This window comes from Flavobacterium sp. GW823-FHT04A11 (assembly GCF_058796535.1).
In genome coordinates this window covers 2256655-2283230 of record NZ_CM179503.1, presented here as the reverse complement: position 1 = coordinate 2283230, position 26576 = coordinate 2256655, and the positions used below count along the sequence as shown (strand labels likewise).

The 26576-nt window shown below is 33.9% G+C and carries 19 protein-coding genes; 13 read left to right on the top strand and 6 right to left on the bottom strand.

Translation table 11 applies throughout. From position 1 onward, the window contains the following. The first annotated feature begins 2 nt into the window (after positions 1 to 2). The 5 genes from AC3QL1_RS09855 (at position 3) to AC3QL1_RS09835 (ending at position 6395) form a co-directional block, all read left to right on the top strand. Positions 3 to 3062, top strand: a complete 3060-nt coding sequence (locus AC3QL1_RS09855; RefSeq protein ID WP_492497181.1) for a DNA polymerase III subunit alpha — start codon at positions 3 to 5, stop codon at positions 3060 to 3062. 52 nt (positions 3063 to 3114) lie between these two features. Further along, complete coding sequence (locus AC3QL1_RS09850) at positions 3115 to 4491, top strand: exonuclease domain-containing protein (protein ID WP_492497179.1); 1377 nt, start codon at positions 3115 to 3117, stop codon at positions 4489 to 4491. Positions 4492 to 4528: 37 nt separating this feature from the next. Continuing rightward, entirely contained in the window at positions 4529 to 5212 is a 684-nt protein-coding gene (locus AC3QL1_RS09845) for an alpha-ketoglutarate-dependent dioxygenase AlkB family protein (RefSeq protein WP_492497177.1), read from the top strand. 87 nt (positions 5213 to 5299) lie between these two features. After that, positions 5300 to 5761 carry a DUF1810 domain-containing protein gene (locus AC3QL1_RS09840; protein WP_492497175.1) on the top strand — a complete coding sequence of 154 codons (462 nt, stop codon included), beginning with the start codon at positions 5300 to 5302 and terminating at the stop codon, positions 5759 to 5761. A 229-nt stretch (positions 5762 to 5990) separates the two neighbouring features. Continuing rightward, positions 5991 to 6395 carry an MFS transporter gene (locus AC3QL1_RS09835; RefSeq protein WP_492497173.1) on the top strand — a complete coding sequence of 135 codons (405 nt, stop codon included), beginning with the start codon at positions 5991 to 5993 and terminating at the stop codon, positions 6393 to 6395. 112 nt (positions 6396 to 6507) lie between these two features. Here the strand turns inward: AC3QL1_RS09835 and AC3QL1_RS09830 are convergent, their stop codons facing one another. After that, a complete protein-coding gene (locus AC3QL1_RS09830; RefSeq protein ID WP_492497171.1) occupies positions 6508 to 7920 on the bottom strand; it encodes an APC family permease in 1413 nt (470 codons plus the stop codon). A gap of 274 nt (positions 7921 to 8194) precedes the next feature. Between AC3QL1_RS09830 and AC3QL1_RS09825 the strand changes: the two genes are divergently transcribed. The 7 genes from AC3QL1_RS09825 to AC3QL1_RS09795 all read left to right on the top strand — a co-directional run bounded on the left by AC3QL1_RS09825 (position 8195) and on the right by AC3QL1_RS09795 (position 14897). Beyond that, positions 8195 to 8647, top strand: coding sequence for a hypothetical protein (locus tag AC3QL1_RS09825; protein ID WP_492497169.1), 453 nt, complete (start codon positions 8195 to 8197; stop codon positions 8645 to 8647). A gap of 21 nt (positions 8648 to 8668) precedes the next feature. Further along, a complete protein-coding gene (locus AC3QL1_RS09820; protein ID WP_492497167.1) occupies positions 8669 to 10369 on the top strand; it encodes a hypothetical protein in 1701 nt (566 codons plus the stop codon). A gap of 19 nt (positions 10370 to 10388) precedes the next feature. After that, positions 10389 to 10580, top strand: coding sequence for a hypothetical protein (locus tag AC3QL1_RS09815; RefSeq protein ID WP_492497165.1), 192 nt, complete (start codon positions 10389 to 10391; stop codon positions 10578 to 10580). Then, positions 10580 to 11098 (top strand): hypothetical protein, encoded by a 519-nt coding sequence (locus AC3QL1_RS09810; RefSeq protein ID WP_492497163.1) that lies wholly within the window; start codon positions 10580 to 10582, stop codon positions 11096 to 11098. Before AC3QL1_RS09815 ends, AC3QL1_RS09810 begins: the two co-directional genes overlap by 1 nt. 1 nt (position 11099) lies before the next feature. After that, positions 11100 to 12653 (top strand): ATP-binding protein, encoded by a 1554-nt coding sequence (locus AC3QL1_RS09805; protein WP_492497161.1) that lies wholly within the window; start codon positions 11100 to 11102, stop codon positions 12651 to 12653. Positions 12654 to 13210: 557 nt separating this feature from the next. Continuing rightward, the gene (locus AC3QL1_RS09800; protein ID WP_492497159.1) at positions 13211 to 14518 is read left to right on the top strand and encodes a sensor histidine kinase; all 1308 of its coding nucleotides are present in this window, start codon (positions 13211 to 13213) and stop codon (positions 14516 to 14518) included. Then, a complete protein-coding gene (locus AC3QL1_RS09795; protein ID WP_492497157.1) occupies positions 14508 to 14897 on the top strand; it encodes a response regulator in 390 nt (129 codons plus the stop codon). The genes AC3QL1_RS09800 and AC3QL1_RS09795 overlap by 11 nt, the downstream gene beginning before the upstream one ends. A 9-nt stretch (positions 14898 to 14906) precedes the next feature. Here AC3QL1_RS09795 and AC3QL1_RS09790 read toward each other — a convergent pair whose 3' ends face one another. From AC3QL1_RS09790 to AC3QL1_RS09770, 5 genes are all read right to left on the bottom strand, one after another. Next, on the bottom strand, positions 14907 to 16043 hold the full coding sequence (locus tag AC3QL1_RS09790) for a C40 family peptidase (protein ID WP_492497155.1): 1137 nt from the start codon (positions 16041 to 16043) through the stop codon (positions 14907 to 14909). A 382-nt stretch (positions 16044 to 16425) separates the two neighbouring features. Then, positions 16426 to 18690, bottom strand: coding sequence for an aconitate hydratase (locus AC3QL1_RS09785; RefSeq protein WP_492497153.1), 2265 nt, complete (start codon positions 18688 to 18690; stop codon positions 16426 to 16428). 131 nt (positions 18691 to 18821) lie between these two features. Then, on the bottom strand, positions 18822 to 21593 hold the full coding sequence (locus AC3QL1_RS09780) for a bifunctional aconitate hydratase 2/2-methylisocitrate dehydratase (protein WP_492497151.1): 2772 nt from the start codon (positions 21591 to 21593) through the stop codon (positions 18822 to 18824). A 432-nt stretch (positions 21594 to 22025) separates the two neighbouring features. After that, a complete protein-coding gene (locus tag AC3QL1_RS09775; RefSeq protein ID WP_492497149.1) occupies positions 22026 to 22979 on the bottom strand; it encodes an AAA family ATPase in 954 nt (317 codons plus the stop codon). Between the two features lie 78 nt (positions 22980 to 23057). Beyond that, positions 23058 to 24488 carry a peptidylprolyl isomerase gene (locus AC3QL1_RS09770; RefSeq protein WP_492497147.1) on the bottom strand — a complete coding sequence of 477 codons (1431 nt, stop codon included), beginning with the start codon at positions 24486 to 24488 and terminating at the stop codon, positions 23058 to 23060. A 503-nt stretch (positions 24489 to 24991) separates the two neighbouring features. Between AC3QL1_RS09770 and AC3QL1_RS09765 the strand changes: the two genes are divergently transcribed. Continuing rightward, positions 24992 to 26428, top strand: a complete 1437-nt coding sequence (locus AC3QL1_RS09765; protein ID WP_492497145.1) for an alpha-amylase — start codon at positions 24992 to 24994, stop codon at positions 26426 to 26428. Positions 26429 to 26576 lie beyond the last annotated feature (148 nt).

Genomic DNA, 26576 nt, shown 5'->3' with positions numbered 1-26576 from the left:
TCATGTATCTCAATTGTCATTCATATCATTCGCTACGCTACGGCACGATTCCTCTCGACAAACTCGTTGAGGAGGCTGTTTCTTGCGGCATAAAAGCAATGGCACTTACCGATATTAATACCGTGACAGGAATTTATGATTTTATACGTGCCTGTGATAAAGTAGAAATCAAACCTCTTGTGGGAATGGAATTTCGCTGTAATCATCAATTTCGATATATTGGTCTGGCTAAAAATGCCAATGGACTTGGAGAAATGAATCGGTTTTTAACGAATCATAATTTCAGCGGAGAACCTTTGCCTTTAATTGCTCCTGAATTTGATTCGGTTTTTGTGATTTATACTTTAGAAAATGCTCCGAAAAAGCTTCGCGAAAATGAATTTATCGGAGTTCGTCCCGAAGAAGTTTTAAGGCTTCTTACTTCGGAACATAAAAATAAAATGGCAAAAATGGTTGTGCTTCAATCGTTAACTTTTAGAAATAAAAAAGAATTTAACCTGCATAAAATTCTTCGCGCGATCGACACCAATATTATTTTATCAAAATTAACAGAGGCCGATTATTGCAAGACCTCTGAAAAAATAGTGCCTTTAGAATCTCTTTTACCTTATTATGAAAGTTATCCTGAAATTATAGCCAATACCCAAAAAATAATCGATTCGTGTCATTTTAAATATGATTTTACAACCCAAAAAAACAAAAAGTTTTTTACCAAAAGCCGCGAAAGTGATCTGGAAAAACTGACCGATTTGGCAATGAAGGGATTAGAATGGCGATACGGAAAAGAACATGAACTTGCCAAAAAACGTATTGAAAAAGAACTAAAAGTTGTTGACAAATTAGAATTTAGCGGTTATTTCTTAATTACTTGGGATATTGTGCGCTATAGCAATAGTCTGGGATTTATGCACATTGGCCGAGGCAGCGGTGCCAATAGTATTATCGCATATTGTTTGGGGATTACCGATATATGTCCGCTGGAATTGGATTTGTATTTTGAACGTTTTCTGAATTTAAATCGAAAAAGTCCGCCTGATTTTGATATCGACTGGAGCTGGAAAGAACGCAACACAATTCTGGAATATATTTTTGATAAATATGGCCGTGATCATGTTGCTTTTTGCGGTACAAATGTAGAATTTAAACACCGGTCTATTTTTAGGGAAGTCGGAAAAGTGTTCGGTCTCCCAAAAGAAGAACTGGATATGCTGGCCAAAAATCCGATGGCATTACACGAAACTAATTCTATCGTAAAACTGGTTCAGGATTACAGTCTAATGATGAATAAATATCCAAATCAGCGTAGTATGCACGCTTGCGGAATTATTATTTCTGAAGAACCTATTACGAATTATACGCCATTGGAAATGCCTCCAAAAGGTTTTCCAATTGTACTTTTTGATATGCATATTGCAGAAGAAATTGGTTTTGAAAAATTTGATATTTTAAGTCAGCGTGGTATTGGTCATATTGATGACAGCGTAAAACTCATTGAAAAAAACAGAGGTATTAAACTTAATATCCGGGATACTTCAATTTCTAAAAATGAAAGAATATGTAATCTTCATTTGGCACAAGGCAAAACCATTGGCTGCTTTTATATCGAAAGTCCTGCCATGCGTGGATTATTACGTCGTTTAAAATGTGATAATTATAAAATTCTGGTAGCGGCTTCTTCTATTATTCGCCCTGGCGTAGCACAATCCGGAATGATGAAAGAATATATTTTTCGTCATAACAATCCAGATCAATTTGAATATTTTCATGACGTTTTTAAAGAACATCTTGGTGAAACTTACGGTATTATGGTGTATCAGGAAGATGTTATTAAAATCGCCCAGCATTATGGCGGGCTTCACGCTGCCGATGGTGATATTCTGCGCCGTGCCATGTCAGGAAAAGGGCGTTCGATGGAGGCTTTACAGAAAGTAAAAGATAATTTCTTTGCTTCCTGTGCTAAAAAAGGACATCCTGAAATGCTTAGTCAGGAAATTTATCGTCAGATCGAATCTTTTGCCGGATTTTCATTTTGTAAAGCCCATTCGGCTTCTTATGCTGTAGAAAGTTATCAGAGTTTGTATCTCAAGATTAATTACCCTGTTGAATTTATGACCGCGGTAATTAATAATCAGGGAGGGTTTTACAGAACCGAAGTTTATGTACATGAAGCGCGTATGTCTGGCGCAACAATTCTTAATCCGTGTGTAAATAAAAGCGAATATCAAACTACTGTATATGGCACTGCTATTTATTTAGGATTTATGCATCTTCAGGGTTTAGAATCAAAAACGGGTCATTTAATTGAATCGGATCGGGAGAAAAATGGCGAATTTCTTTCTTTAGAAGATTTTATCAATCGTATACCAATTGGTATTGAAAGTATTAAAATCCTGATTTTTATTGACGCTTTTCGCTTTACAGGAAAAACAAAAAATCAGCTTTTGGTGATTGCGACTTTGCTTTTAAATAATTTCAAACCAGAAAACAGAAGTTTGATGTTATTGCAGGAACCGGTAAAAGAATATAAACTTCCCACCTTGGAACGTTCTGTTTTTGAAGATGCTTTTGATGAAATTGAACTTTTAAGTTTTCCCGTTTCATGCACTGTTTTTGATCTTTTGCAAACTAAATATCGGGGTGATATAATGGCAAAAGATTTAATAGTTCATCATAAAAAACAAGTTCGGATGCTGGCTTATTTGGTTTCCAGAAAACAAGTTCCAACCAAAAAAGGGAATATGTATTTTGGAACGTGGATTGATTATGAAGGTACTTATTTTGATACGGCACATTTTCCTGATTGTCTGGCGCAGTATCCTTTTCAGGGCGGCGGTTGTTATCTTCTTCTGGGAAATGTAGAAGTTGATTATCATTTTCCAACAATCACTATTACAAAAATGGCAAAGATGCCTTTTATGCCGGATCCGCGTTATATGGATGCGAAAGATCAGTTTAAAACACAGCGTCAAATTAAGGAAGATGTAAGTCCCACGCATCGGCAACCATATCCGCAAGGGCATGAAATTAATTTACCCAGACACCGAATGAAGTTTTCAAAATAATTAGAATTAAAGATTTTTACAAGATTAAAAATAGGTTTTACGTTATATAGAGATGAAAAAGCTGGAATATGCCATAGTAGATATCGAAACCACGGGTGGTAACGCCAGTGGCAGCCGCATTACAGAAATCGCCATTATTATTCATGACGGAACTAATGTAATCGACCGATTTGAAACGCTCGTAAATCCTGAAAAAGAAATACCTATATCTATTTTTGGGTTAACCGGTATTAATAACGAAATGGTAGCTCACGCTCCTATATTTGATGATATTGCAGAGAAAGTACTGGAAATGCTTACTGATCGTGTTTTTGTTGCGCATAATGTCAACTTTGATTATTCATTCGTACGTCACCAACTTGAACAAGCGGGGTTTAAGTGGACAGCGAGAAAATTATGTACCGTTCGCGCATCAAGAAAAATCAGACCCGGATTTGGGTCCTACAGCTTAGGAAATCTCTGCAATTCATTAAATATTCCTTTAGAGCACAGACATCGTGCCGGTGGCGATGCAGATGCTACAGCTATATTATTTTCCCGATTATTAGAATGGGATGAGGAAGGGTATATCACAAAAATGATAAAAAACACGTCGCAAGATCAGCGTTTACCGCCAAATCTTCCGCCTGATCATTTTAATAAGTTACCGGAAAAACCAGGCGTTTATTATTTCTATAATCAGTTAAGAAAGGTGATTTATGTTGGAAAAGCGATTAATATAAAAAAACGTGTGGCTTCTCATTTTAGCGGTCACAACGTTAATCCGCAAAGACAAAATTTTTTACGGGACATTTATAGTATTTCCTTTGAAATTTGTGCTACCGAATTAATGGCACTGCTTTTAGAATGTACTGAAATTAAACAGCTTTGGCCAACCTATAACAGAGCCTTAAAACGTTTTGAACCAAAATACGGACTTTATCAATACGAAGCCCGCAACGGATACAAATATCTGGCTGTTGGAAAACTTAGTAAGTTTCAGTCTTGTATTGAACATTTCAATAGTTCATACGATGGAATAAATTTATTGCAAAGTCTGGCTCAGCAATTTGAACTTGATCATCGATTTTGTAAATACTGTACATCGGCAGAAGAAATTTTTCAAAAAAATGATCTCACAGATTTACCCGATATCACGCTTCACAACGAGCAGATCGAAAATGCTATTGAATTTTTATTAAGCAACAGACCCAGTTTTGCTATTATTGACAAAGGCAGATCGGCAGATGAAAAAAGTTGTATCTGGGTTGAAAACGGACACTTTTACGGCATGGGTTATATTCCGTCAGATGTTGTAATTACTGATCCATCAGAGCTCAAGGATTATGTTACACATTACAAAAGCAACCAATATATAACGCATTTAATCTACAGTTATGCCGAGAAATATCCGAGGAAAGTTTTTTTTAACAAGCACTTCCTAAAATGAATTTTAAAATAGAGCTATAACTTTAAAATACTGACTTATGACACTATTTAACGATACTGAATTATTTACTACCGGAAACCGCGGTAAAGTTATATATGACCTGCCTGATACTGAACTCATTTTGATTGATAATTTTTTCACTAAAGAAGAATCTGATCGCTTTTATGAAAAACTGCTGCATCATACGAAATGGAGAGAATATGAAATGGAAATTTTTGATAAAACTGTTACTGCTCCCAGAATGATCGCGTGGTATGAAGACAAAGAAAATCCAGGAGCAGATCCCAACGGTCCTGACTGGACCTATGAATTGCTGACGATTAGAAGCCGGGTTGAAAAAGAAACTCAGCTTGATTTTAATGCTTTACTGCTGAATTTATACCGAAATGGTAAAGATGGCGTGGCGTGGCACAGTGATAAAGAGCACAATACGGGGCAAAATCCTATTATAGCCTCGGTTACTTTTGGAGAAACGAGAATGTTCAGATTGCGTCATAAATTTAGAAAAGATATTCCGCAAATTGAGATTCCTTTACATCATGGCTCTTTTCTTTTGATGGCAGGAACAACCAATAGCTTTTGGCAGCATCAGGTTCCTAAAACGGCCAAAAATGTATTGCCAAGAATCAATTTGACCTTTAGGAGAATTCATCGAAAGGAGGATAATATCAAACATTTTCACACCAGAAATAGTGTACAAAAATTCCTCACCAAAAGTTAAAACCCTCACAGTATGAACCTTTTATTAGGCAGACCTTAAATTTTTTAGTACTTTCGCACCCTTTTTTTTCATATATATAATACCAAAATGGCTTACTCAAACAATGATTTAATGCGTTTTTTAGATGCACAAAATAAACTTTACCTTACTGCTTTTTCTGAAATTAAAAAAGGAAAAAAAGAAACACACTGGATGTGGTTTATCTTTCCTCAGTTAAAAGGGTTAGGTAAAAGTGATACCGCAAATTATTATGCGATTGCCGATTTAAAAGAAGCAACGGAGTTTTTAGAACATCCTATTTTAGGAAAATATCTTATTGAAATTTCTCAATTGCTTTTGACTTTTAAAAGAAAGTCAGCAGATGGTATTTTTGGAGATTTAGATGCTCGAAAACTACGCTCTTCTATGACTCTTTTTTCTTTGGTTGAAAACACAAATCCAATATTTAAAGAAATTCTGGATGCTTTTTTCTCCGGAGAAGCAGATCCTCTTACCTTGTCTATTATTAATTCAACTATAAAATCTTCTATTGAACCTGAAATAGTTTAATTTTTAACCGCAGAATTAGCAAGGTTTGCTAAGGTTAATATTGATTTTTTCTCGCAAAGACACAAGATCGCAAAGAAAAAAAAACTTAGCGCTTCTGTGATTTTGCGGGATTTTTTATGCCTGGGTTTAAGCGCATTTCTTTGTTATTGGCATTTTGATAATTGAATATTTTGCACTGTATTTAATTATATATTAGTAGCACTCAATCAACCTCTTAAATAAATCAAAAATGAACGAAAAAATCAAAAATCTTCAAATAATACATTTTGCACTTTGTGCAGGATTGATAGTTGCATATTTTGTAATAGGAGAAATTTCGGTTGAAAAACTAAAAAAAATCCCTACTATTGATTGCTCTTCAATTGTGTATGCTATTATACCTCTTTTAGCTTTTATTTTAAGCAGTTTACTCTTTAAATCACAATTAAAGCAAATTGATCCAAAATTAAAACTCGAAGATAAGATGCCTGTTTATCAGACTGCTTCAATTATGCGCTGGGCAATTTTAGAAGGCGCTGCTTTTGCTGTCCTGATTTTAAAACCTGATTTTTTAATATTCGGAATACTAATTATCATTTATCTTATTTTTTTAAGACCTACGGAAGAAAGGATTACTAGCGATTTTTCTGAATAGTTTTTATAAAAGAAAGCGCCTTGTAAAAAACAAGGCGCTTTTTATTTATTTCATAAAGTTTGTTGAGTCAAAAAGTTCGTTAATTTGAAACTTTAAACTCTCAAACAAACTTTTAGTTCTCTTTAGGTTTTGTTAAGTAATATACCGGAATTCCAATTAACATGATTAAAATTCCCCAACCGCAAGTTGAGAATTTTGTAATTAACAATGAAATACAAATTGCTGTTGCAATTACGATATACAACATTGGTAAAAACGGATATCCAAAAGCTTTGTAAGGTCTTTCTACATCTGGCATTTTTTTACGTAAAATGAAAATTCCGTAGATAGTAAGAATATAAAAAATTAAAACGATGATGATAACGAAGTCTAATAAATCGCCATATTTTCCTGTCAGACACAAAGCCGAAGCCCAAACACATTGCGCCCATAATGCCCATGCAGGAACGCTTGCATTATTAAGAATAGCCGCTTTTTTAAAAAATAAACCATCATTTGCCATTGTATAATATACTCTCGCACCGGCCATAATTAATCCGTTGTTGCAGGCAAAAGTTGAAATCATAATCATAATAGCAATGATTAATGTTCCGATATTTCCAAAGATATATTGCGAAGCGACTACTGCTACTCTATCTGATTTTGCAGTTGCAATTTCGTCCAGCGGAATTACTGCCAAATACATCAAATTGGTTAATACATATATAATCGTTACGATGAAAGTTCCCAGAAATAAACTGAAACCAACATTGCGTTTTGGATTTTTAATTTCTCCGGCAATAAACGTTACTCCATTCCAGGCATCACTTGAAAATAATGATCCTACCATAGCAGCAGAAATTCCGGTAATTAAAGCTGTTCCGCTAATTGGCAGCCATGAACCACTTTCGGCATTATAAGAACTTGTTGTCCAGGCGTCTGCCCAATTCGCATCCCATATTGAAGCTTTTGCAGCAAGGGTTAATCCAAAAACGATTAAACCTAATAATGATAAAATTTTAATGATTGTAAGAACGGTTTGCAAAATTTTTCCGTTTTTTACACCACGACTATTAATATAAGTCAGCAGAACAATCGTAAAAATAGATACAATTTGTGCTGCATTCAATTTAAAAGCACCTAACTCAAACAAGATATTTTCGTCACTTAAAGGCTCATAGATATAAGCGGCAAACTTCGAAAAAGCCACACCAACAGCGGCAATCGTTCCGGTTTGAATAACAGCAAAAAAGCTCCAGCCGTATAAAAAGGCTATTAATTTATTGTACGCTTCTTTCAGGTACACATATTGTCCGCCCGCTTTTGGAAACATCGCACTTAATTCGCCATAACTTACGGCAGCAATAATTGTAATTAAGCCCGAGATTAGCCAAATTAAAGTCAGCCATCCTGCAGATCCTACTTGTCTGGCGATATCGGCACTCACGATAAAAATCCCGGAACCAATCATGGAGCCTACAACAAGCATAGTTCCGTCTAGTAATCCGAGTTCTCTTTTAAAATTTTCCTGGTTGTCTTCTTGCATTATTTTTTGGTTTTTGGGTTGGTTAAAGATATACTTTTTTTGGAAATTTTAGAATTTAGATTTTACATTATGCTAAATCTTAATTTCAATCCTATTCTCTAGTGTCAAACTGAGCGAAGTCGTAGTCCTTTTCACATCACAAAAGACTCTATCCTCACGCAAATTTGGTTTTATTAGAAATTTAATTTAAAATCTCATTTACGGTTTTCCATAAAATTTAACTTTTCGTACTAGTTACATTTGAAAAACAAAAAATTACGATAATTCAAAAGATATGGCAAGGATTATTCTACAAAACGACAATATAAATCTTGATGTAAATCAAAAAGAAAATTTAACAACTGGTTTTATTAGTGACAGAGATATTCTAAAAAAACGTTCAAAAAAATATCTTGATCTTATTTCCGGACTTGATGCCAAAACATTGGCAAATACTAACGGAATGAGCGAGCTCATAAAAGCAATTCAGGAAGAATTTGGTACTGCTGAACTTGTTAGTTTACCACTAGGAATTGTTTCGAAATGTTTTTTAGGACATCCTTATGAAGTTCATACTCTTGATTTGAGTGGGAGTCAAATCATCAAACATTATAAAGCAACAGAAACAATGGAAGCTGAATTTGAAAAAGCCCGAACAGTTGCCAAACACAATGCTTATGCTATGGTGGAAATTTATAAAGATAAAATCATTTTAATTCGGGAAGATGGAACTGCAACAAAATTATAACACCAATAAACTAATATAATTATGTCACAACAAGTAATCTCTTATGCTGATCTTAGCTTTATAAATAATGCATTAAGATCAATAAAGTCAGATATGTCTGGAGTACATTCTGAACTAGGAACATTAAATTTCAAACAAGATCACCTAGAAAGTGAACTTGTAAAATTTGCTGACTTTTTTGCAGATTTTGTAGAATCAGATATAAAACACAAAGCACTACAACTTGCAGAAACCAGACAAGGTAATTTAAAACAAGATTTACAAATTAAATTTGGCTATTATTCAGATGTTCGAAGAATGGCAACTGGCATTCTGCAAGGAGTAGATACAGGAGTAATAAGTGATGAAACTTTAAAATTTACTACAGAAGAAATAATGATAAAGGCACCGGGTTACTGGTTGGCACCTGCTTTGGTTTCTTTAGCTGCCTGGGTTAGAAATGACAAAAATACAACTGAAAAAGCATTGACTGAAGCTTTGAAAAGGGATGATTATAAAACCACTCTTTTCTTTATGATGGTAATGAGAAGATTAACGCGAAACGATGCAAGCTTAAAATGGCTTGAGCGCTATTTTATGCATCAAAATCCTCATAACCTTGACAGAGAATTTATAATTATACTGGAAGCTGTAACTACTGGTGTATTTCCTCCCGCAGCAAGGCAATTAATGATGATGAATGTGAAAAACTGGCTGGATCAACTTACACAGGGAGACACTTTTGTAGATGAACAAAAATCACAATGGGTTAATTTTTTTGAAGCACTAGGACCCTTGTCTGATGATAAGTATCCATTACTCGAAAAATTTTCTAGTAACTGGAATTCTCTTGAAAATTCTTTAAAAGAAGCTAAAACGCATGAAATTTTAGATAGTCATTTTAAAAGTATAATATCATCCTCTGCAGATTTTTCTAAAAGCGTTAAAATTCAATTAGATGAAATTTTATCTTTATTGGTTACCAATTTTGATGATGAAGAATTACCATTACAGGAACAAGTAAGGTTTAATCAGCTTATTATTCAAATGGATGGAGATAAAGCTGCCGCACAAGGAATTATGGATGCTGAAAAACATATATTTGAAGAACAAGTTGATTTTCTTCAACTGCTTACAAATGCCTCATTCAATCCAGAATTATCCGGGGCAACAAAGGTCACTCAGGCACTTGCCGTTTCAATAAGTCAACCTTGGATATTGGAAGCACATGATACTTTTACAGCACAATGCAGAAATAAAATACCTGAATATGTTGACCTTTCAATTGATGATTTTAAAACTTCCACCAGAGATGGAAGTGAGGAAAATGAACTTCTAAAAAAACAAGAAGATTTCTATAGTCATATATTAGAAAAGGAGCTCACAAAACTTTCATATCCTTATGCAGGTATTATCATTGGGATATTAATCGGTATACTGGGCTTGTGGGCTTTTAGTCTTCATATAATCGTGGGTATTATCGGAACGGGAATAGGTAGTGTCGTAGTTTGGAATTCTATCAACAATCATAAAAAAGCCAAAAATATAATTATTGAGAATGTCGAAGAGAGAAAACAAAAAGCAAAAGAAGTTTTAAGAGGTTGTCTGGCAGAAACTGTAGACTACAGGAAAGAACATTCTGATGAGGATAATAAAGCAGAACAAGTGAGACAATTATTAGCCTCAATTACTCCCGAAGATTTTTCAAGTGTATCGAAAGAAACAGTAAGAAATATTATTTAATTAATTAAAATCAAAAAAAATGGCCAAAATAATTTTAGGTAATCATTCGGAAGAATCTGAAAATACCACACAAGAAATAAAGAAAGAAATCAATATAAAGCCAAATTTATTTCAAGGCAGAACAGAAGCCGAATTGAGTAATGCAAAATTTCCTGATTGGGACATCAATCCACCAAATCAATTTATAAATCCAAGAATAAAATCAGAATAATGACTATACCTACAACATATTCAGAATGGACAAAGTTACTTGACAAGTTCGGCGATGGAGATGATTCTGTTATAGAAGAATTGAATAAAGGCAGTTTTATAATTGATGCAGGAACAGCAGTACGCTTTTATATCAAAGTTGAAGAAGTCTATAAAAAACGTAAGCAAAAATGGCTTGATAAATTTCAAAGATCTTTTCAGTTGCAAGACCTTAAAACAGAAGAAGATTTTGAAATTGCTTTACGAAATGGCAAACAAAATCTTCTTACATTAAATAAATATATTAATGTAAATGGGTTTCCAGACGATTTAAAAAAAACATTGCAAAAAGATTTGGAAGATTTCGTTACTGAAATTAAATCTTCATTAAATAGCAATAATTCTAAAATTTCAAAAGGAAGAGATAAAATTTTAATCTTATTAAAGTCTTTTGAACTTAGTCCCATTTCTGAGGAAATTAAATTTATTCCTGAAAATAATGAACTAATTGCTCCAACGGGGAGAAAAATTATATTTTAAAATGGCAAATAAAGCAGAATTTAAAACTTCGCTTTTGCGAATGTTCAGAGCAAGAATACCTTTTATATCTATTAGAAGCATTGAACGGGCAAGGGTATTAGAAGTAATCCAACAATTAGCTGAAGAAATTAATATTCCAATTTACTTTCATAGCTTATCACATGGTACTATTGATATCAAATCAAAAAAAAGCGTAAATGACGATCGCTCAGTTGCTGGTGGTTTAGATTATGCTGTTCAAAATATTTCACAAAGACAAAATTTAACTTTTGTTTTTACCGAAGTTAGCGACATTGAAGATGATAACTTAGTCTCAAGACATCTTTATGATTGTGTTATTCAGGCTATTGAAAGAGGTGGTAGCATTTGCTTAATCACCACTAAAACAATTTGGCCACAATTGCAGCGCTTAGGAATGACTATCACGCTCGATGCACCAAATGAAGAAGAGATGTTAGAAGTTGTCAGAGATTGCGTTACACCTTATAAAGGCTCAATTCCGCTTGAATGGGATGAAAACGATTATAAAATGGCTGCAACAATTTTAGCAAATATGACTAAAATTGAAGCAGAGAATGTTTTAGCTACTCAAATGGCAAAAGGATCTTTAACCAAAGAAGATATCAAAGAATTAAGCAATGCCAAGGATAGATTATTTAGTGATATTTCCGGATTAGAAAAAGTAAAGCTAGATAATTCTACTTTATCCGTTGCAGGTTTAGCAGGTTTACAGCAATGGCTTGATAATCAGAAACAACTTTTAACTGCAGATCTAAAAGCAAGAAAAATGAGACCTCCAAGAGGTGTTTTATTAGTAGGAGTTCCAGGTTGCGGTAAATCGTTATCTGCCAAATTTATTGCTGCAAACTGGAATTTACCTCTTTATCGACTTGATCTTGCAGCTATACAAGGGCAATATCTAGGTCAATCTGAGAATAGACTTAAAGAAGCTTTAGCATCTGCAGACAATGCAGCACCTTGCGTCTTATGGATTGATGAAATTGAAAAAGGACTATCTGGAGCAACAGGTTCTAATGATGGAGGAACATCTACCAGAATGGTTGGGCAATTTTTGTTTTGGCTTCAAGAAAGTACAGCTAAAGTTTTTGTTGTTTCTACTGCAAATGATGTTAGTAAATTACCTCCTGAACTTTTACGCAGAGGACGTTTTGACGAATTGTTTTTCGTTGATTTACCCGGAACAATTGAGAGAAAAGACATTATCAACTTATACATAAAACGTAATTTATTATTCCAGCCTTCTGCACATACATTAGAGCAACTTGTTGAGATTTCTGAAGGTTTTGCCGGCTCCGATATAGAAGGCGCTGTTAGAGATGTTGCGATTCAGGCAGTTATTCATGGAGACAATATTGTAGATGATAATCTTTTTGAAAAATGTTTTAAAAATATTGTACCCTTAAGCAAAACGGCTCCGGAAAAAATTGAATCAATAAGAATGTGGGGACGAGAAAGAGCCGTACCAGCTTCAGGTACTTCTTGGGAAACTTCATCAAATGATAAATTAATTGGCAAGCGTTCTATTATTATATAAGAAACTTATCTCTCGTAACAATACCATAATAAAAACTGCAAGATTACCTTGCAGTTTTTTATTTTTAAACTACTCATATCGTTAAACAAAAAACAGAATATACATTAAATCCTCTATGCTACATTAAATTGAAAAAATAATACATTATTTTTAAAAATCAATAAAAATAATTATTAAATTAATAATAATCAGTTATTTAAATTAAAATTAATACTTAGAAATAATTTAACAAGAAAAAACAAACCATTTGTAAAACCGTAATATTTTTTTACTAAATTTGAGATAATCGTTAGATTGACCTTAAAATTCAAACATTTCATTAACACTTGTTTAATTTTACTTATAATAATCAGACCCTTAAGGTTATTATAAAAAAGTGTTTTTCTGCCAAAATTGACTATAAACCGGAATAAAATTACTAACCTACAAATTCGGAAGCTATGTCTAAATTTCAAGTTTTTAAGAAGTTACGTTTCGCAAATGTTTTCTTTCTTCTTTTAATTGTCTTTGCTTGCTGTGCATTATTAATTTGCATTAACTTTTTTACCATTAAAACTTTGTCAGCAACAAGGGCGTATGTTAACGGAGAATCGCACTATTCAAAAGGACAAAAAGATGCTTCGCGACATTTGATTACTTATTTGTATACTAAAGATAAAAATCAATGGAAATTATATCTCGAAGAACTCAAAGTTCCCCAAGGTGACGGTACAGCGAGAGTAACATTATTAAAAGCCGGAGATAATGCAATTGCCCGAAAAGCATTGCTTGTAGGCAGAAATCATCAGGAAGATATTGATGATCTCATTTGGTTGTTTGTCAATTTTAGACAGATTTCTTTTTTAGCAAAAGCGATTCACGAATGGGAACAAGGCGATAAATTAATCTTTAAACTGTTTATTATCGGGCAGGAAATTAATGCCAAAATAAAACACGATATTTTAACTGTTGCCGATCAGCAAAAATTTCTTCAGGATATTAGTATCATCAGTGATAAACTCACTATTAATGAGCGCAACTTTTCGAACACATTAGGAGAAGGAACCCGAAAAATAAAAGGCCTGCTTATTTTTACTAACGTGTTTTTTATCCTGATTATAGTTTGCAGTGTTAGTCTTTATTATTCGATAATGGTAAAGCGCCTGATTGTTTCTAAAAAAGAAATTGAAGTTAAAAATGAAAATCTGATATTGGTTAATCATGAACTTGATCGTTTTGTATACAGCGCATCCCATGATTTAAGATCTCCCATAACTTCTTTAAAAGGTTTAATTGAAATTACTCAGGCCGAAGACAATGTGAGCCAGATTAGGGAATATTTGACTTTAATGCATACAAGCCTTGCCAGACAGGATCAGTTTATCAGCGATATTATTGATTATTCTAAAAATAAACGAAAACAAATCATAATGGAGCCTGTTAGTTTGCGTGAAATCTTTGATGAAGCTATCGCACAACTAATGCATTTTGAAAATGCCAGCCAAATTGCCATTACAAAAGAATTGTTGGTAGACGAGATTGAGAGTGATAGTTTACGCTTGAAAATTATTGTTTCTAATTTACTTTCAAACGCAATTAAATATGCTGATTGTACTAAACAACAAATGTTTATCTCTATTAAAACTTACCTCGCAGATGGCGTTAATAAAATTGAAATATCTGATAACGGGATTGGAATTAAAGACGAATTTAAAGATCATATTTTTGAAATGTATTTTGGAACAAACAAAAATAAAGGATCAGGACTTGGACTATATATTGTAAAGGAAGCAGTTGAAAATATAAGAGGAAATATTTATGTATCCTCGGAAAATAATATTGGAAGTAAATTTATTGTAACAATACCAAACTCTCATGGGATCTAAACCTGTATTTTTATTAATTGACGATAACCTGATTGATCAGATCGTCATCAAACAGCTTATAAAAAAATCTCTTGATAGTGAGGTAAACATTACCAATAATGGCAGGGAAGCCTTGCAGTGGTTATACAATCATCAGGATTTAAAACAGTCTTTGATTATTTTACTGGATATTCAAATGCCAATAATGAATGGTTTTGATTTTTTGAATGAGTATGACAAATTAAATGAAGATTTTAAAAAAGAAATTCAGATTTATGTGCTTTCCTCGACGTTGGATCCTGATGAAATCAAACGAATTAAAGAAAATCATTATGTAACTGAATTTTTAAATAAACCCTTGCCAATTGAGGATTTCAAAAAGAAAATACATTTCAATTAACTCTTTCTGCTATTGCAAAATTCTGTTTACTTGCGAAAAACTTCTTTGGTAATAAGGCTCTTTTGTTGACGAAATCATTACACCGCCGTGAGTGGACGAATGAACAAATTTAATTTCTCCTTCAGCGACTTCTACTACCATTCCAACATGATTAATTTGTCTTCTTCCATTTGTTTTAAAGAAAATCAAATCGCCTTTTTGCGCCGCATCACTGGTCACTTTCATTCCTATTCTGGATTGCTCTATTGAACTTCTCGGTAATTTTATATCAAAAGTACTAAAGGTTGAAATCATTAAACCTGAGCAATCAAAACCTGCTTTTGTAGTTCCGCCCGATCGGTATCTTGTTCCAATATTTTCAGTCGCGTTTACAATTAATTGATCCACTAACTCAGCATAATTATTAACTTTTATAATCGTATTTGAATCATTTTGTATTACTGAATTTTCTGCAATCTGGGTTTCGGTTGAAGGTAATGCATCTTTTATTTCAGGAGAAGTATTAGGAGAAGCTATACTTGCTGCAGCTGCATCGGCTTTTGCTTTTGAAGTTCTGATTTTAAGAACGTAACCAACTGGTAATTGACCTTTAATAAACGGATTTTGCTTTTCTAATTCTGCCACTGTTATTCCGTATCTTTTTGCAATTGCATATTTTGTTTCTTTTGGCTGAACTTCTACAATAACCTCAACATCTGTAACGATTTTAAGGTCGTCAATTGGTTTTTCTGAAACCGCAACTGAATTAGAAGGTATTACAATTTGCTGTCCGATTTTTAAACCTTCCGTTTCCAGTAGCGGATTGGCTTTCTTTAAATCTTCTACTGAAACATTGTATTTTTTTGAGATTCCCCAGAGTGTTTCTTTCGCTAAAACTTCATGGCTCCCAGAAGTATTATTACCTGAAGCAACTTCATTGGATGTTGCAATCGTTTGGTTTGCATTTGGAATTAATAAAACTGAGTTTAGTTTTAAAATTTTAGGCGCATTAGGATTTGCATCTAAAATAGCTTTCGGTTTTACACCGTATTTTTTTGCGATTGATGTGATATTATCACCTTTAGAAATAATATGTTTACTATATTTCTCTTGTGAAAAAGCACTACAACTCAAAAAGAACAGGACAACAAATAATCTTAAAATCATAATTTGGGGGAATTACTTTTTTATTTTTCAAATTTGAATTTTACAACTCAAATGCATTTCAACTAATAAGATGAATTTAATATTTTCAAGCAAAAAAAATCGGTTTTCTAAACGAGTTCATGCTAAACTAATAAATTAAATATACACCTTAAAAAGTTGCAATTTATACGAAAAATAGTGTTTTTAAAAGCAAACACCCCTTTTTAACATTATAATATTTTAGAAAAAATACTAATTCCGTTATTTTCAGCAGTATGGCACTGCAAACAATTGCTATTAAAATACTAACTAAAAAAGTTCGGTCCGGTTATTTTGCGTAAATCCCTAAATAAAAAATGCCCTGTTTTCACAGAGCATTTTTAGTATAGTTGAATCTTAAAGATTAAGCTTTTCCGGCAGCAATTAAGTTTAATGCTGAACCTGCAACGAACCAGCCAATCTGACCTGCGTTGTAAGTATGGTTTGCAAGGATAATATCTTTAGAACCATCTGTATGAAGGAATTCTAACGTTAATGGTTTTCCCGGAGCAAACTCGGTTAAATCAGTAAAGTTGATTGTATCATTTTCCTGAATTTTATCATAATCAGCTTCGTTAGCAAATGTCAATCCTAAAAGACCTTGTTTTTTAAGGTTTGTTTCGTGGATACGGGCAAAAGATTTTACCAATACTGCTTTTACTCCCAAGAAACGTGGCTCCATTGCAGCATGTTCACGAGATGAACCTTCACCATAGTTATGGTCTCCCACAACGATAGACGGCACTCCTGCAGCTTTATAAGCACGGGCAACAGCAGGAACTGCATCGTATTCTCCTGTCAGTTGATTTTTAACTGAATTTGTTTTTTGGTTAAATGCATTTACAGCACCAATCAACATATTGTTAGAAATATTATCTAAATGTCCGCGGAAACGCAACCATGGTCCAGCCATAGAAATGTGGTCGGTTGTACATTTACCAAATGCTTTGATTAACAATTTAGCACCTGTAATGTTTTTACCATCCCAGGCATCAAATGGAGCTAATAATTGCAAACGCTCAGATGCCGGATTTACAACTACCTCAACTCCAGAACCATCTTCAGCCGGAGCCTGGAATCCCGGATCTTCTGCATCAAAACCTTTTGGAGGCAATTCGTCTCCTGTTGGTGCTTCAAGTCTCACTTCTTCTCCATCTTCGTTAATTAAAGTATCTGTCAATGGATTAAAACCAAGATCTCCTGCAATAGCCATAGCGGTTACCAATTCTGGAGAACCTACGAAAGCTAACGTATTTGGATTACCGTCTGCACGTTTTGAGAAGTTACGGTTAAAAGAGTGAACGATAGTATTTCTTTCTTCTTTTTCTGCTCCATCTCTGTCCCACATACCAATACATGGTCCGCAGGCATTGGCAAAAACGGTAGCACCAATTTTTTCGAAAGTATCAATAAATCCGTCTCTTTCAATTGTATAACGAACAACCTCTGAACCCGGAGTAATCGTAAATTGAGATTTAGTTTTTAAGTTTTTAGCACTTACTTGTCTCGCTAAAGAAGCTGCACGCGCAATATCTTCATAAGAAGAGTTTGTACATGAACCAATTAAACCAACCTGAATTTGTAATGGCCAGTTATTTTTGATTGCTTCTTCTTTCATTTTAGAAATTGGAGTCGCTAAATCCGGTGTGAAAGGACCGTTTAAATGTGGCTCTAATTCAGATAAATTGATTTCGATAATCTGATCAAAATATTTTTCAGGGTCAGCGTAAACTTCCGGATCTCCTGTTAAGTATGAAGCCACTTTATCTGCAGCATCTGCAACATCAGCTCTGCCTGTAGATCGAAGGTAGCGACTCATTGAATCATCGTAACCAAAAGTTGAAGTTGTAGCTCCAATTTCAGCACCCATGTTACAAATAGTACCTTTTCCTGTACAAGACATAGAAGTTGCACCTTCACCAAAATATTCAACGATAGCACCAGTACCACCTTTTACAGTCAGGATACCGGCAACTTTAAGGATAACATCTTTTGGAGCAGTCCATCCTGATAATTTACCAGTTAATTTTACTCCAATTAATTTAGGGAATTTTAATTCCCAAGCCATACCGGACATAACGTCAACGGCATCCGCTCCACCAACTCCAATAGCAACCATTCCTAAACCACCTGCATTTACAGTGTGAGAATCGGTACCAATCATCATTCCACCTGGGAAAGCATAATTTTCAAGTACTACCTGGTGAATAATTCCAGCTCCTGGCTTCCAGAAACCAATTCCGTATTTATTTGAAACTGACGATAAGAAATCGAAAACTTCGTTACTTTGTGTTTTTGCTCTGGCCAAATCGGTTGCAGCATCTACTTTTGCCTGGATCAGGTGATCGCAGTGAACCGTTGTTGGAACTGCCACTTTAGATTTTCCGGCGTGCATAAATTGTAATAATGCCATTTGAGCTGTTGCATCCTGACATGCAACACGATCCGGAGCAAAGTCAACATAATCTACTCCTCTTCCAAACGCCTGAGTTGGAGCTCCATCCCAAAGGTGATTGTACAAAATTTTCTCAGTTAAAGTAAGTGGACGACCAACAATCTCGCGTGCTTTATCAACACGATCCGGCATGTTCTCATACACTTTTTTTATCATTTCAATATCAAAAGCCATAAGTTATAATTGTTTTTGTTTTTTATATTTTCAACACGACAAGGTACAAATAATTGAGGAGCTATAAAAGAAAAAGCCCGAGTTTATCGCTCGGGCTTTTTATATATAATGATTATAACTAATCGTATGTATTACATCACTAACTGTTTGTTTGAAGGCGCAAATTTAGTCAAACTAATACCTTCTACAGCAGCTACATATTCATCCATTGTAGGAGTTCTTCCAAGAACTGTAGACAGCACTACTACAGGTGTTGAAGAAAGTAAGGATTCTCCTTTTTTACCTTCAGTATCTTCTACAACTCTTCCCTGGAAAAGACGTGTAGAAGTTGCCATTACAGTATCTCCTTTTGCCGCTTTTTCCTGATTCCCCATACAAAGGTTACATCCCGGACGCTCTAAATACAACATGTTTTGGTATTCTGTACGTGCAGCGCCTTTAGGAGCATTATCGTCAAATTCGAAACCAGAATATCTCTGTAAAACTTCCCAGTCACCTTCTGCTTTAAGCTCATCTACGATGTTATAAGTTGGCGGCGCCACTACAAGCGGTGCTTTAAACTCAACTTTACCATGTATATCTTCTATATTTTTAAGCATTTGAGCCAGGATTTTCATATCTCCTTTGTGAACCATGCAAGAACCGATAAATCCAAGATCTACTTTTTTCTCTCCTCCATAAAAAGAAAGAGGTCTGATGGTATCGTGAGTATATCTTTTTGAAACATCAACATTATTAACGTCCGGATCTGCGATCATTGGTTCAACAATTTGATCAAGATCTACAACAACTTCAGCATAATATTTCGCATTTGCATCTGGAGTTAAAGCTGGTTTCTCTGCTGATTTAATCTCAGAAATTCTCTTATCTGCTTTATTAATCAATCCCTGAAGAACTTGTCTGTGATTGTCCATTCCTTTGTCGATCATGATCTGGATTCTGCCTTTTGCAATCTCTAATGATTCAATCAAAGTATCATCTTCAGAAATACAAATAGAAGCTTTTGCTTTCATTTCTGCAGTCCAGTCTGTAAATGTAAATGCCTGGTCAGCAGTAAGAGTTCCAAGATGAACTTCAATAATTCTTCCCTGGAATACATTTTCTCCTCCAAATTTCTTAAGCATCTGAGATTGTGTTGCATGAACTATATCACGGAAGTCCATATAACCTTTCATTTCTCCAATAAATGTTACTTTTACTGATTCCGGAATTGGCATTGAAGCTTCACCGGTAGCAAGTGCAAGAGCAACCGTTCCTGAGTCAGCACCAAACGCAACACCTTTTGACATTCTTGTATGAGAGTCACCCCCAATAATGATAGCCCATTCGTCTATCGTAATATCGTTAAGTACTTTGTGAATTACGTCTGTCATAGAATGATAAAGGGCTTTTGGGTCACGAGCCGTGATTAGACCGAAATCATTCATAAACTTCATCAATTTTGGAATATTTGCCTGCGCTTTTTTATCCCATACAGATGCTGTGTGACAACCAGACTGATATGCACCATCAACGATTGGCGAAATTACTGTAGCCGCCATAGATTCTAATTCCTGAGCCGTCATAAGACCAGTTGTATCTTGCGAACCTACAATGTTAACTTCTACACGAACATCTGAACCTGCGTGTAATACTTTACCAGGAGTTATACCAACAGCGTTTCTGTTGAAGATTTTTTCTACTGCTGTAAGTCCCTGTCCTTCAATAGAAATTTCTTTTGACGGAGCAAATACAAGAGGAGCTTCAATATCTAAAATTTTTGCTGCTAATGTCTGAAGCTTTTTACCAAATACAATTGCGTATGATCCTCCGGCTTTTATAAATTCCATTTTCTGAGGCGTAAATGCCTTAGAAATATCAATTAATTCTTTATCTCCGTTATAAAGCTTCTTAGTTTTTGTGTTTATAGTAAGTACAGTACCTGTAGCTACAGAATAAGCTTCTTCCAGGATTGGTTCATTATTCTCATTACGAAGAACATTCCCATTTGCATCCAGCTTTTTTACCCAGTTTTTAAGATCTAGTCCGATACCACCTGTAACGTCAACAGTTGTTAGAAAAATTGGAGAAATACCGTTTGTACCCGCAACGATTGGAGCAATATTAATGAACGGAACATAAGGACTTGCTTGTTTACCTGTCCAAAGAGCCACATTATTTACTCCTGACATTCTGGAAGATCCTACACCCATAGTACCTTTTTCTGCAATCAACATCACACTTGCATCAGGATATTGAGTTTGCAACATCTTAATTTCGTCTTGTGCCTGAGGAGTAATCATGCATTTACCATGAAGCTCACGATCAGAACGTGAGTGAGCCTGATTACCCGGAGATAATAAGTCAGTCGAAATATCACCCTCACCAGCGATATAAGTAACTACTTTAATTTCTTCTACTACTTCTGGCAATGAAGTAAAAAACTCTGCCTTTGCATAACTTTCAAGAATTTCTCTTGCGATTACATTATCATTTTTAAAAGCTTCTTTCAAACGGTCTGTGTCTGCCTCATAAAGGTAAACTTGCGTTTTAAGAACATTTGCAGCATCTTTAGCAATAACAAAATCATCACCAAGAGCAAGATCCAACAATACTTCGATAGAAGGTCCGCCTTTCATATGTGACAATAATTCAAAAGCAAAAGCTGGTGTGATTTCTTTAACTTCAAATTCACCAAGAATGATTTCTTTTAAAAATTTAGCTTTAAGACCTGCAGCGCTAGTCGTTCCCGGTACAACATTGTAAATAAAGAACTTTAGAGAATCCTCTCTGTACTCGTTATTTACATCCTTAATTTGTTCAATGATATCGCTTAATAATTCAGCACCATCAATTGGTTTTGGGTGTAGTCCCTGATCTTTACGATCTGCAATCTCTTTAATGTAATCCTGATAAATATTCATATTAAAAGTCTTTTGTAGGTATTTTTATTTTTTTGTTCGCAAATTTAGTTATTAAAGCCGAGAATTAAAAAAAATATAATGGAACTCCCCTTTTCAAAAATTATTATTGTTAAAAAACGATTTTCACTGCTTGTTTTTGCCGAAATATCAATTTTGTATTAAAAAAATGAATTTTTAACATTTTAAGATCGTTTCTTTAACAAAGTCGGAATTTGTTGTTAAAAATAAACCGCATTTTAAACATGATTTCAGCAAAGAACCTTTCTAAATTATCATTTACATCGATATAGTTATCATCAAAATCACTTTTTTTCTGTTTTTGAAATAAAATTTATGAAGCTTTTATTAATGATAATTTTACACTCAAATATTACTATAAACAACAAAGCCTAACAATTGAATGTTAGGCTTTGTTTGAAAACTTCTTACTTTTTATAATAATTTCTGAATAATAATTTCTTCCGTTATTCCTTCAGCATCTGCTTTATAGTTTTTGATAATTCTGTGACGTAAAATTCCGGTTGCAACTGCTTTTACATCTTCAATATCCGGCGAGAATTTACCATTAAAAGCTGCATGCGCTTTTGCTGCCAGGATTAAGTTTTGAGATGCTCTTGGCCCTGCTCCCCAATCCAAATAATTTCTAACAAAATCATTTGTCAGCTTATTATCCGGACGAGTTTTACTTACCAGAGTTACGGCATATTCGATAACATTGTCGGCTACAGGAATTCTGCGAATCAAATGCTGAAAATCGATAATTTCCTGTCCTGAAAATAAAGGATTAATTGTTGTCTTTGCATCAGAGGTTGTACGTTTTACGACTTGCACCTCTTCTTCAAAGCTAGGATATTCTAATTTTATAGCAAACATAAAACGGTCTAATTGTGCTTCCGGTAACGGATAAGTTCCCTCTTGCTCAATTGGGTTTTGTGTTGCCAATACAAAATAAGGCAAATCTAATTTATGATTTTCACCCGCAATTGTAACAGAGCGTTCCTGCATCGCTTCAAGTAAAGCTGCCTGCGTTTTAGGCGGCGTTCTGTTAATCTCATCTGCCAGAATAATATTAGAAAAAACTGGTCCTTTTATAAATTTGAATCTTCTGTTTTCATCTAAAATTTCACTTCCTAAAATATCAGACGGCATTAAATCCGGCGTAAATTGTATTCTTTTAAAATCTAATCCTAATGCCTGAGAAAGCGTATTAATCAATAATGTTTTTGCCAATCCCGGTACGCCTATTAAAAGAGCATGTCCTCCGGAAAATATACAAAGTAAAATTTGATCTACAACGGCGTCTTGCCCTACAATGATTTTTGCTATTTCGGTTTTTAATTCGTTGCGTTTTTGAACTAAATTGTGAATTGCTGTTACGTCAGACATTTATGAATATATTTAAAATTAAAAAGAGCTAGTGCTATGAAATCATAAAACTAACTCTTTTTATTTATTTAATAAAAATTATTTTTTCAACCAATTATTTGTAAAGGCACAATCTCTGTACTCTCCGATGATTTTGATATAAGTATCTTTAATTTTTTCATCAAACCATTTTGCAATGGCGTTGATTTGTTTTTCTTTTAATGCTAATTCTTTAATTTTAGTATAATCTTTAGCATAATCAGCTGTATGTTCTTCAATTCTATTGGTAACAGTAATTAGTTTATACGTTTTTTTACCTTTATCATCCGTATTTAAAAGTGGCTGAGAAATCTCTGTATCTTTTAAATTTGAAACCTGGCTATATAATGTTGGATCCATTTTTGTCAATTCAAAACGCGTATCCTGCGTATTTGGATTTACCAAAGTTCCACCATTTGCTCTTGTTTCTTTTTCGTCAGATTCTGTTCTGGCTGCGTCAGCAAAAGAAATTTCTTTACTTTCAATCTTTTTTCTAATGTTTGTGATCCTTTCTTTGGCATCTTTCAATGCATCTTCAGAAACAGTTGGTGCGATCAGGATATGACGTAATTCTACTTCTTGTCCTTTAATTTTGTCTACCATTATAATATGATAACCGAAATTAGTTTTAAACGGTTCTGAAATCTCTCCTTCTGCTAAACTAAAGGCTACATCTTTAAATTCTTTTACAAAAGGCGTTCTTCTTGTCATTTTATAAAATCCACCATTTGGCGAAGATCCCGGATCCTGAGAATACAAAACTGCTTTTGTAGCAAAACTGGATCCTTCTAAAACATCTTTTCTAATAGCGTTTAATCTGTCAATTACTTTTTGCTCATCTTCTTTAGAAACCTTAGGTTCAACTACAATTTGAGCAACTTCCATTTCAGCTCCAAAAGTTGGCAATGCATCTTTTGGTATTTTTTTAAAGAAATTACGAACTTCTTCAGGCGTAATTTCAACACCGTCAACAATCTTCTTTTGCATTTCAGAAGCTAACTTTTGCTCTTTTAAGATATCAGCAAAGTAAGTTTTGAATTCTTCTACAGAGTTTTTTTTGTAATAGGCAACAACTTTATTAATGTCTCCAACTTGTTGTAACATATAATTCAGACGCTCTTCCATCATACTTCTTACTTCAGCATCACTTACAATAATACTATCCTGGATAGCCTGATGTGCATATAATTTATCTTCTAAAAGCTTACCAAGCATTTGGCATCTTGTAATGTCTTTTATAGAACCACCCTGACTGGTAATTTCTAAATATCCTTTATCAATATCAGAATCCAAAACAATATAATCTCCAACAGTGGCAATAATACCGTCAATTTTTTGTCTTTGTCCGGAATGAACCTCTGCCGGTTTTTCTGCTACAACATCAGGAATAATTTCTTGTGCCGAAATAAATGAGTTGAAAAAAAGTAAAAAACATATTGTTAACCCAAATTTGTAATCAATTGTTTTTAGCTGTAATTTTTTTAATAACATTATTTTAAATTTAATTTGAATGCCTGACTTTGTTTAAACTACTATTCCTTTATTCCGGTTTCAAAAATTATTCTGAAAACATTAAATAATTAACTTCTAGTTTCTTCTAACTTATAACGAACAAAAATAACAATTCAATTACATAATACAACTATCAGCAATACTATTAACAAAAAATTATGGGATAGCTTCAAAATCGTATTAATAAGAAGTTGTGTATCAGTAGGAATACTTCAAAATACAACTTCAAAAGAATGAAGTCATTATCAAATAAAAAAGATCTCATTTAACAACTCCTATAAAGATCAGATTAAAAAGTTTTCAACACTACAACGTTTTCGTAATATAAATATTTTCCTATAATTCACAACATAATAAAATTTACATACTTTAGATGCGTAATTAACAATTTAAAAGTGCTAAAAATAAGAATAATTCATGTTTAGCCATGATAAATCATTTAATTACTACTTTATTTATCTAACCTTAACCACATTTTTATTATGAAAAAACCTTTTCTAAAACTTTGTTACGTTGCGGGAATTACGGCACTTTTATTTTCTTGTTCCGATAATGAAGCAACTGAAAACGACACAAAAGCTGAAAGTCAGCAATTTAAAATCATCAACGTGACAAACGACGGAAAGCCATTTAGTACGGGAGAAACAAAATCTCTTACGGCTAAATATGTAGATAATCCGGGCGGTGGCGTAATGATGCAGGCTTTTTATTGGGATGTTCCCGCTGGCGGAACCTGGTGGAATACTGTTAGCAGTAAAGTAGCCGCCTGGGGTAATGCCGGAATTGGATCAATATGGCTTCCACCAGCTTCTAAAGCTCAAAATGGGGCTTTCTCGATGGGATACGATCCAACAGATTATTTTGATTTTGGAGATTACAATCAAAATGGTTCTACAGAAACCCGATTTGGATCTAAAACTGAATTGGTAAGCTTAATTACAAATGCACATGCCGAAAACTTAAAAGTGTATGCGGATATTGTAATTAATCACAATAGTGGCGGCCAATCAGAAGCCAATCCGTTTACGGGAACTAGTACGTGGACAAATTTTACAGGAATTGCTTCTGGAAAATTCAAACGTACTTATAATGACTTCTACAAAAATAGCTACGGTAATAATGACGAAGGCGCTTTTGGAGGCTTTCCTGATTTGTGCCATGCTGCGCCAAACGTGCAAGATTGGTTGTGGCTAAGAGCTGACGGAGTTGGTAAATATTATAAAAACACCATGAAATTTGATGGCTGGAGATTTGATTATGTAAAAGGTTTTGGTCCATGGGTTGTTAATTCATGGAATGCAAATGTTGGTGGATTTTCTGTTGGAGAATATTGGGATGCAAACGTAAATACTTTAGAATGGTGGGCAAATAATGCCAATAGTTCTGTTTTTGATTTTGCTTGCTATTATAAAATGAATGATGCTTTTGATGGAAATAATCTTGCGTTATTAAACGACGACATGATGTGGAAAAGAAATCCATACAAAGCCGTAACTTTTGTTACGAATCACGATACAGATGAAATTTCAAAAAAATTATTGGCGTATTCTTATATTCTGACTCACGAAGGATATCCAACAATATTTTATAGAGATTATGAAGAATGGCTGGATAAAACCAAACTTAACAATTTAATCTGGATTCATAATAATAAAGCAACTGGTACTACATCTATTTTATATTCTGATAATGATGAATATGTTGCCAGAAGAAATGGTTACAATGGAAATCCGGGATTAGTAGTTTACATTAACAACTCGGCTTCATGGCAGGAAAGATGGATTCAGACGAATTGGGCTAATACTCAAATCAAAGATTTTACAGGAAATTCAACCTGGTATCCTACTACACAGGCAGATAAATGGGTGAAAATTCAATGTCCGCCAAACGGATATTCAGTTTGGTCTATCAACCAATAATATATACAAATTAATATTCTAAGGCTGTTTTTATAAATCAGCCTTATTTTTTTGGTTAAATGTTTAATTTCTACAAATAAAGTCTTCTAAATTAAGAAGTGAATATTTTTATTAAGCCGTAATTAATAGTACTTTTGCAACCTATTTA

Bases quoted from the DNA above. Each gene is read 5' to 3' on its own strand.
- AC3QL1_RS09855 (WP_492497181.1), top strand. From the start codon at position 3: ATGTATCTCAATTGTCATTCATATCATTCGCTACGCTACGGCACGATT.
- AC3QL1_RS09850 (WP_492497179.1), top strand. From the start codon at position 3,115: ATGAAAAAGCTGGAATATGCCATAGTAGATATCGAAACCACGGGTGGT.
- AC3QL1_RS09845 (WP_492497177.1), top strand. From the start codon at position 4,529: ATGACACTATTTAACGATACTGAATTATTTACTACCGGAAACCGCGGT.
- AC3QL1_RS09840 (WP_492497175.1), top strand. From the start codon at position 5,300: ATGGCTTACTCAAACAATGATTTAATGCGTTTTTTAGATGCACAAAAT.
- AC3QL1_RS09835 (WP_492497173.1), top strand. From the start codon at position 5,991: ATGAACGAAAAAATCAAAAATCTTCAAATAATACATTTTGCACTTTGT.
- AC3QL1_RS09830 (WP_492497171.1), bottom strand. From the start codon at position 7,920: ATGCAAGAAGACAACCAGGAAAATTTTAAAAGAGAACTCGGATTACTA.
- AC3QL1_RS09825 (WP_492497169.1), top strand. From the start codon at position 8,195: ATGGCAAGGATTATTCTACAAAACGACAATATAAATCTTGATGTAAAT.
- AC3QL1_RS09820 (WP_492497167.1), top strand. From the start codon at position 8,669: ATGTCACAACAAGTAATCTCTTATGCTGATCTTAGCTTTATAAATAAT.
- AC3QL1_RS09815 (WP_492497165.1), top strand. From the start codon at position 10,389: ATGGCCAAAATAATTTTAGGTAATCATTCGGAAGAATCTGAAAATACC.
- AC3QL1_RS09810 (WP_492497163.1), top strand. From the start codon at position 10,580: ATGACTATACCTACAACATATTCAGAATGGACAAAGTTACTTGACAAG.
- AC3QL1_RS09805 (WP_492497161.1), top strand. From the start codon at position 11,100: ATGGCAAATAAAGCAGAATTTAAAACTTCGCTTTTGCGAATGTTCAGA.
- AC3QL1_RS09795 (WP_492497157.1), top strand. From the start codon at position 14,508: ATGGGATCTAAACCTGTATTTTTATTAATTGACGATAACCTGATTGAT.
- AC3QL1_RS09790 (WP_492497155.1), bottom strand. From the start codon at position 16,043: ATGATTTTAAGATTATTTGTTGTCCTGTTCTTTTTGAGTTGTAGTGCT.
- AC3QL1_RS09785 (WP_492497153.1), bottom strand. From the start codon at position 18,690: ATGGCTTTTGATATTGAAATGATAAAAAAAGTGTATGAGAACATGCCG.
- AC3QL1_RS09780 (WP_492497151.1), bottom strand. From the start codon at position 21,593: ATGAATATTTATCAGGATTACATTAAAGAGATTGCAGATCGTAAAGAT.
- AC3QL1_RS09775 (WP_492497149.1), bottom strand. From the start codon at position 22,979: ATGTCTGACGTAACAGCAATTCACAATTTAGTTCAAAAACGCAACGAA.
- AC3QL1_RS09770 (WP_492497147.1), bottom strand. From the start codon at position 24,488: ATGTTATTAAAAAAATTACAGCTAAAAACAATTGATTACAAATTTGGG.
- AC3QL1_RS09765 (WP_492497145.1), top strand. From the start codon at position 24,992: ATGAAAAAACCTTTTCTAAAACTTTGTTACGTTGCGGGAATTACGGCA.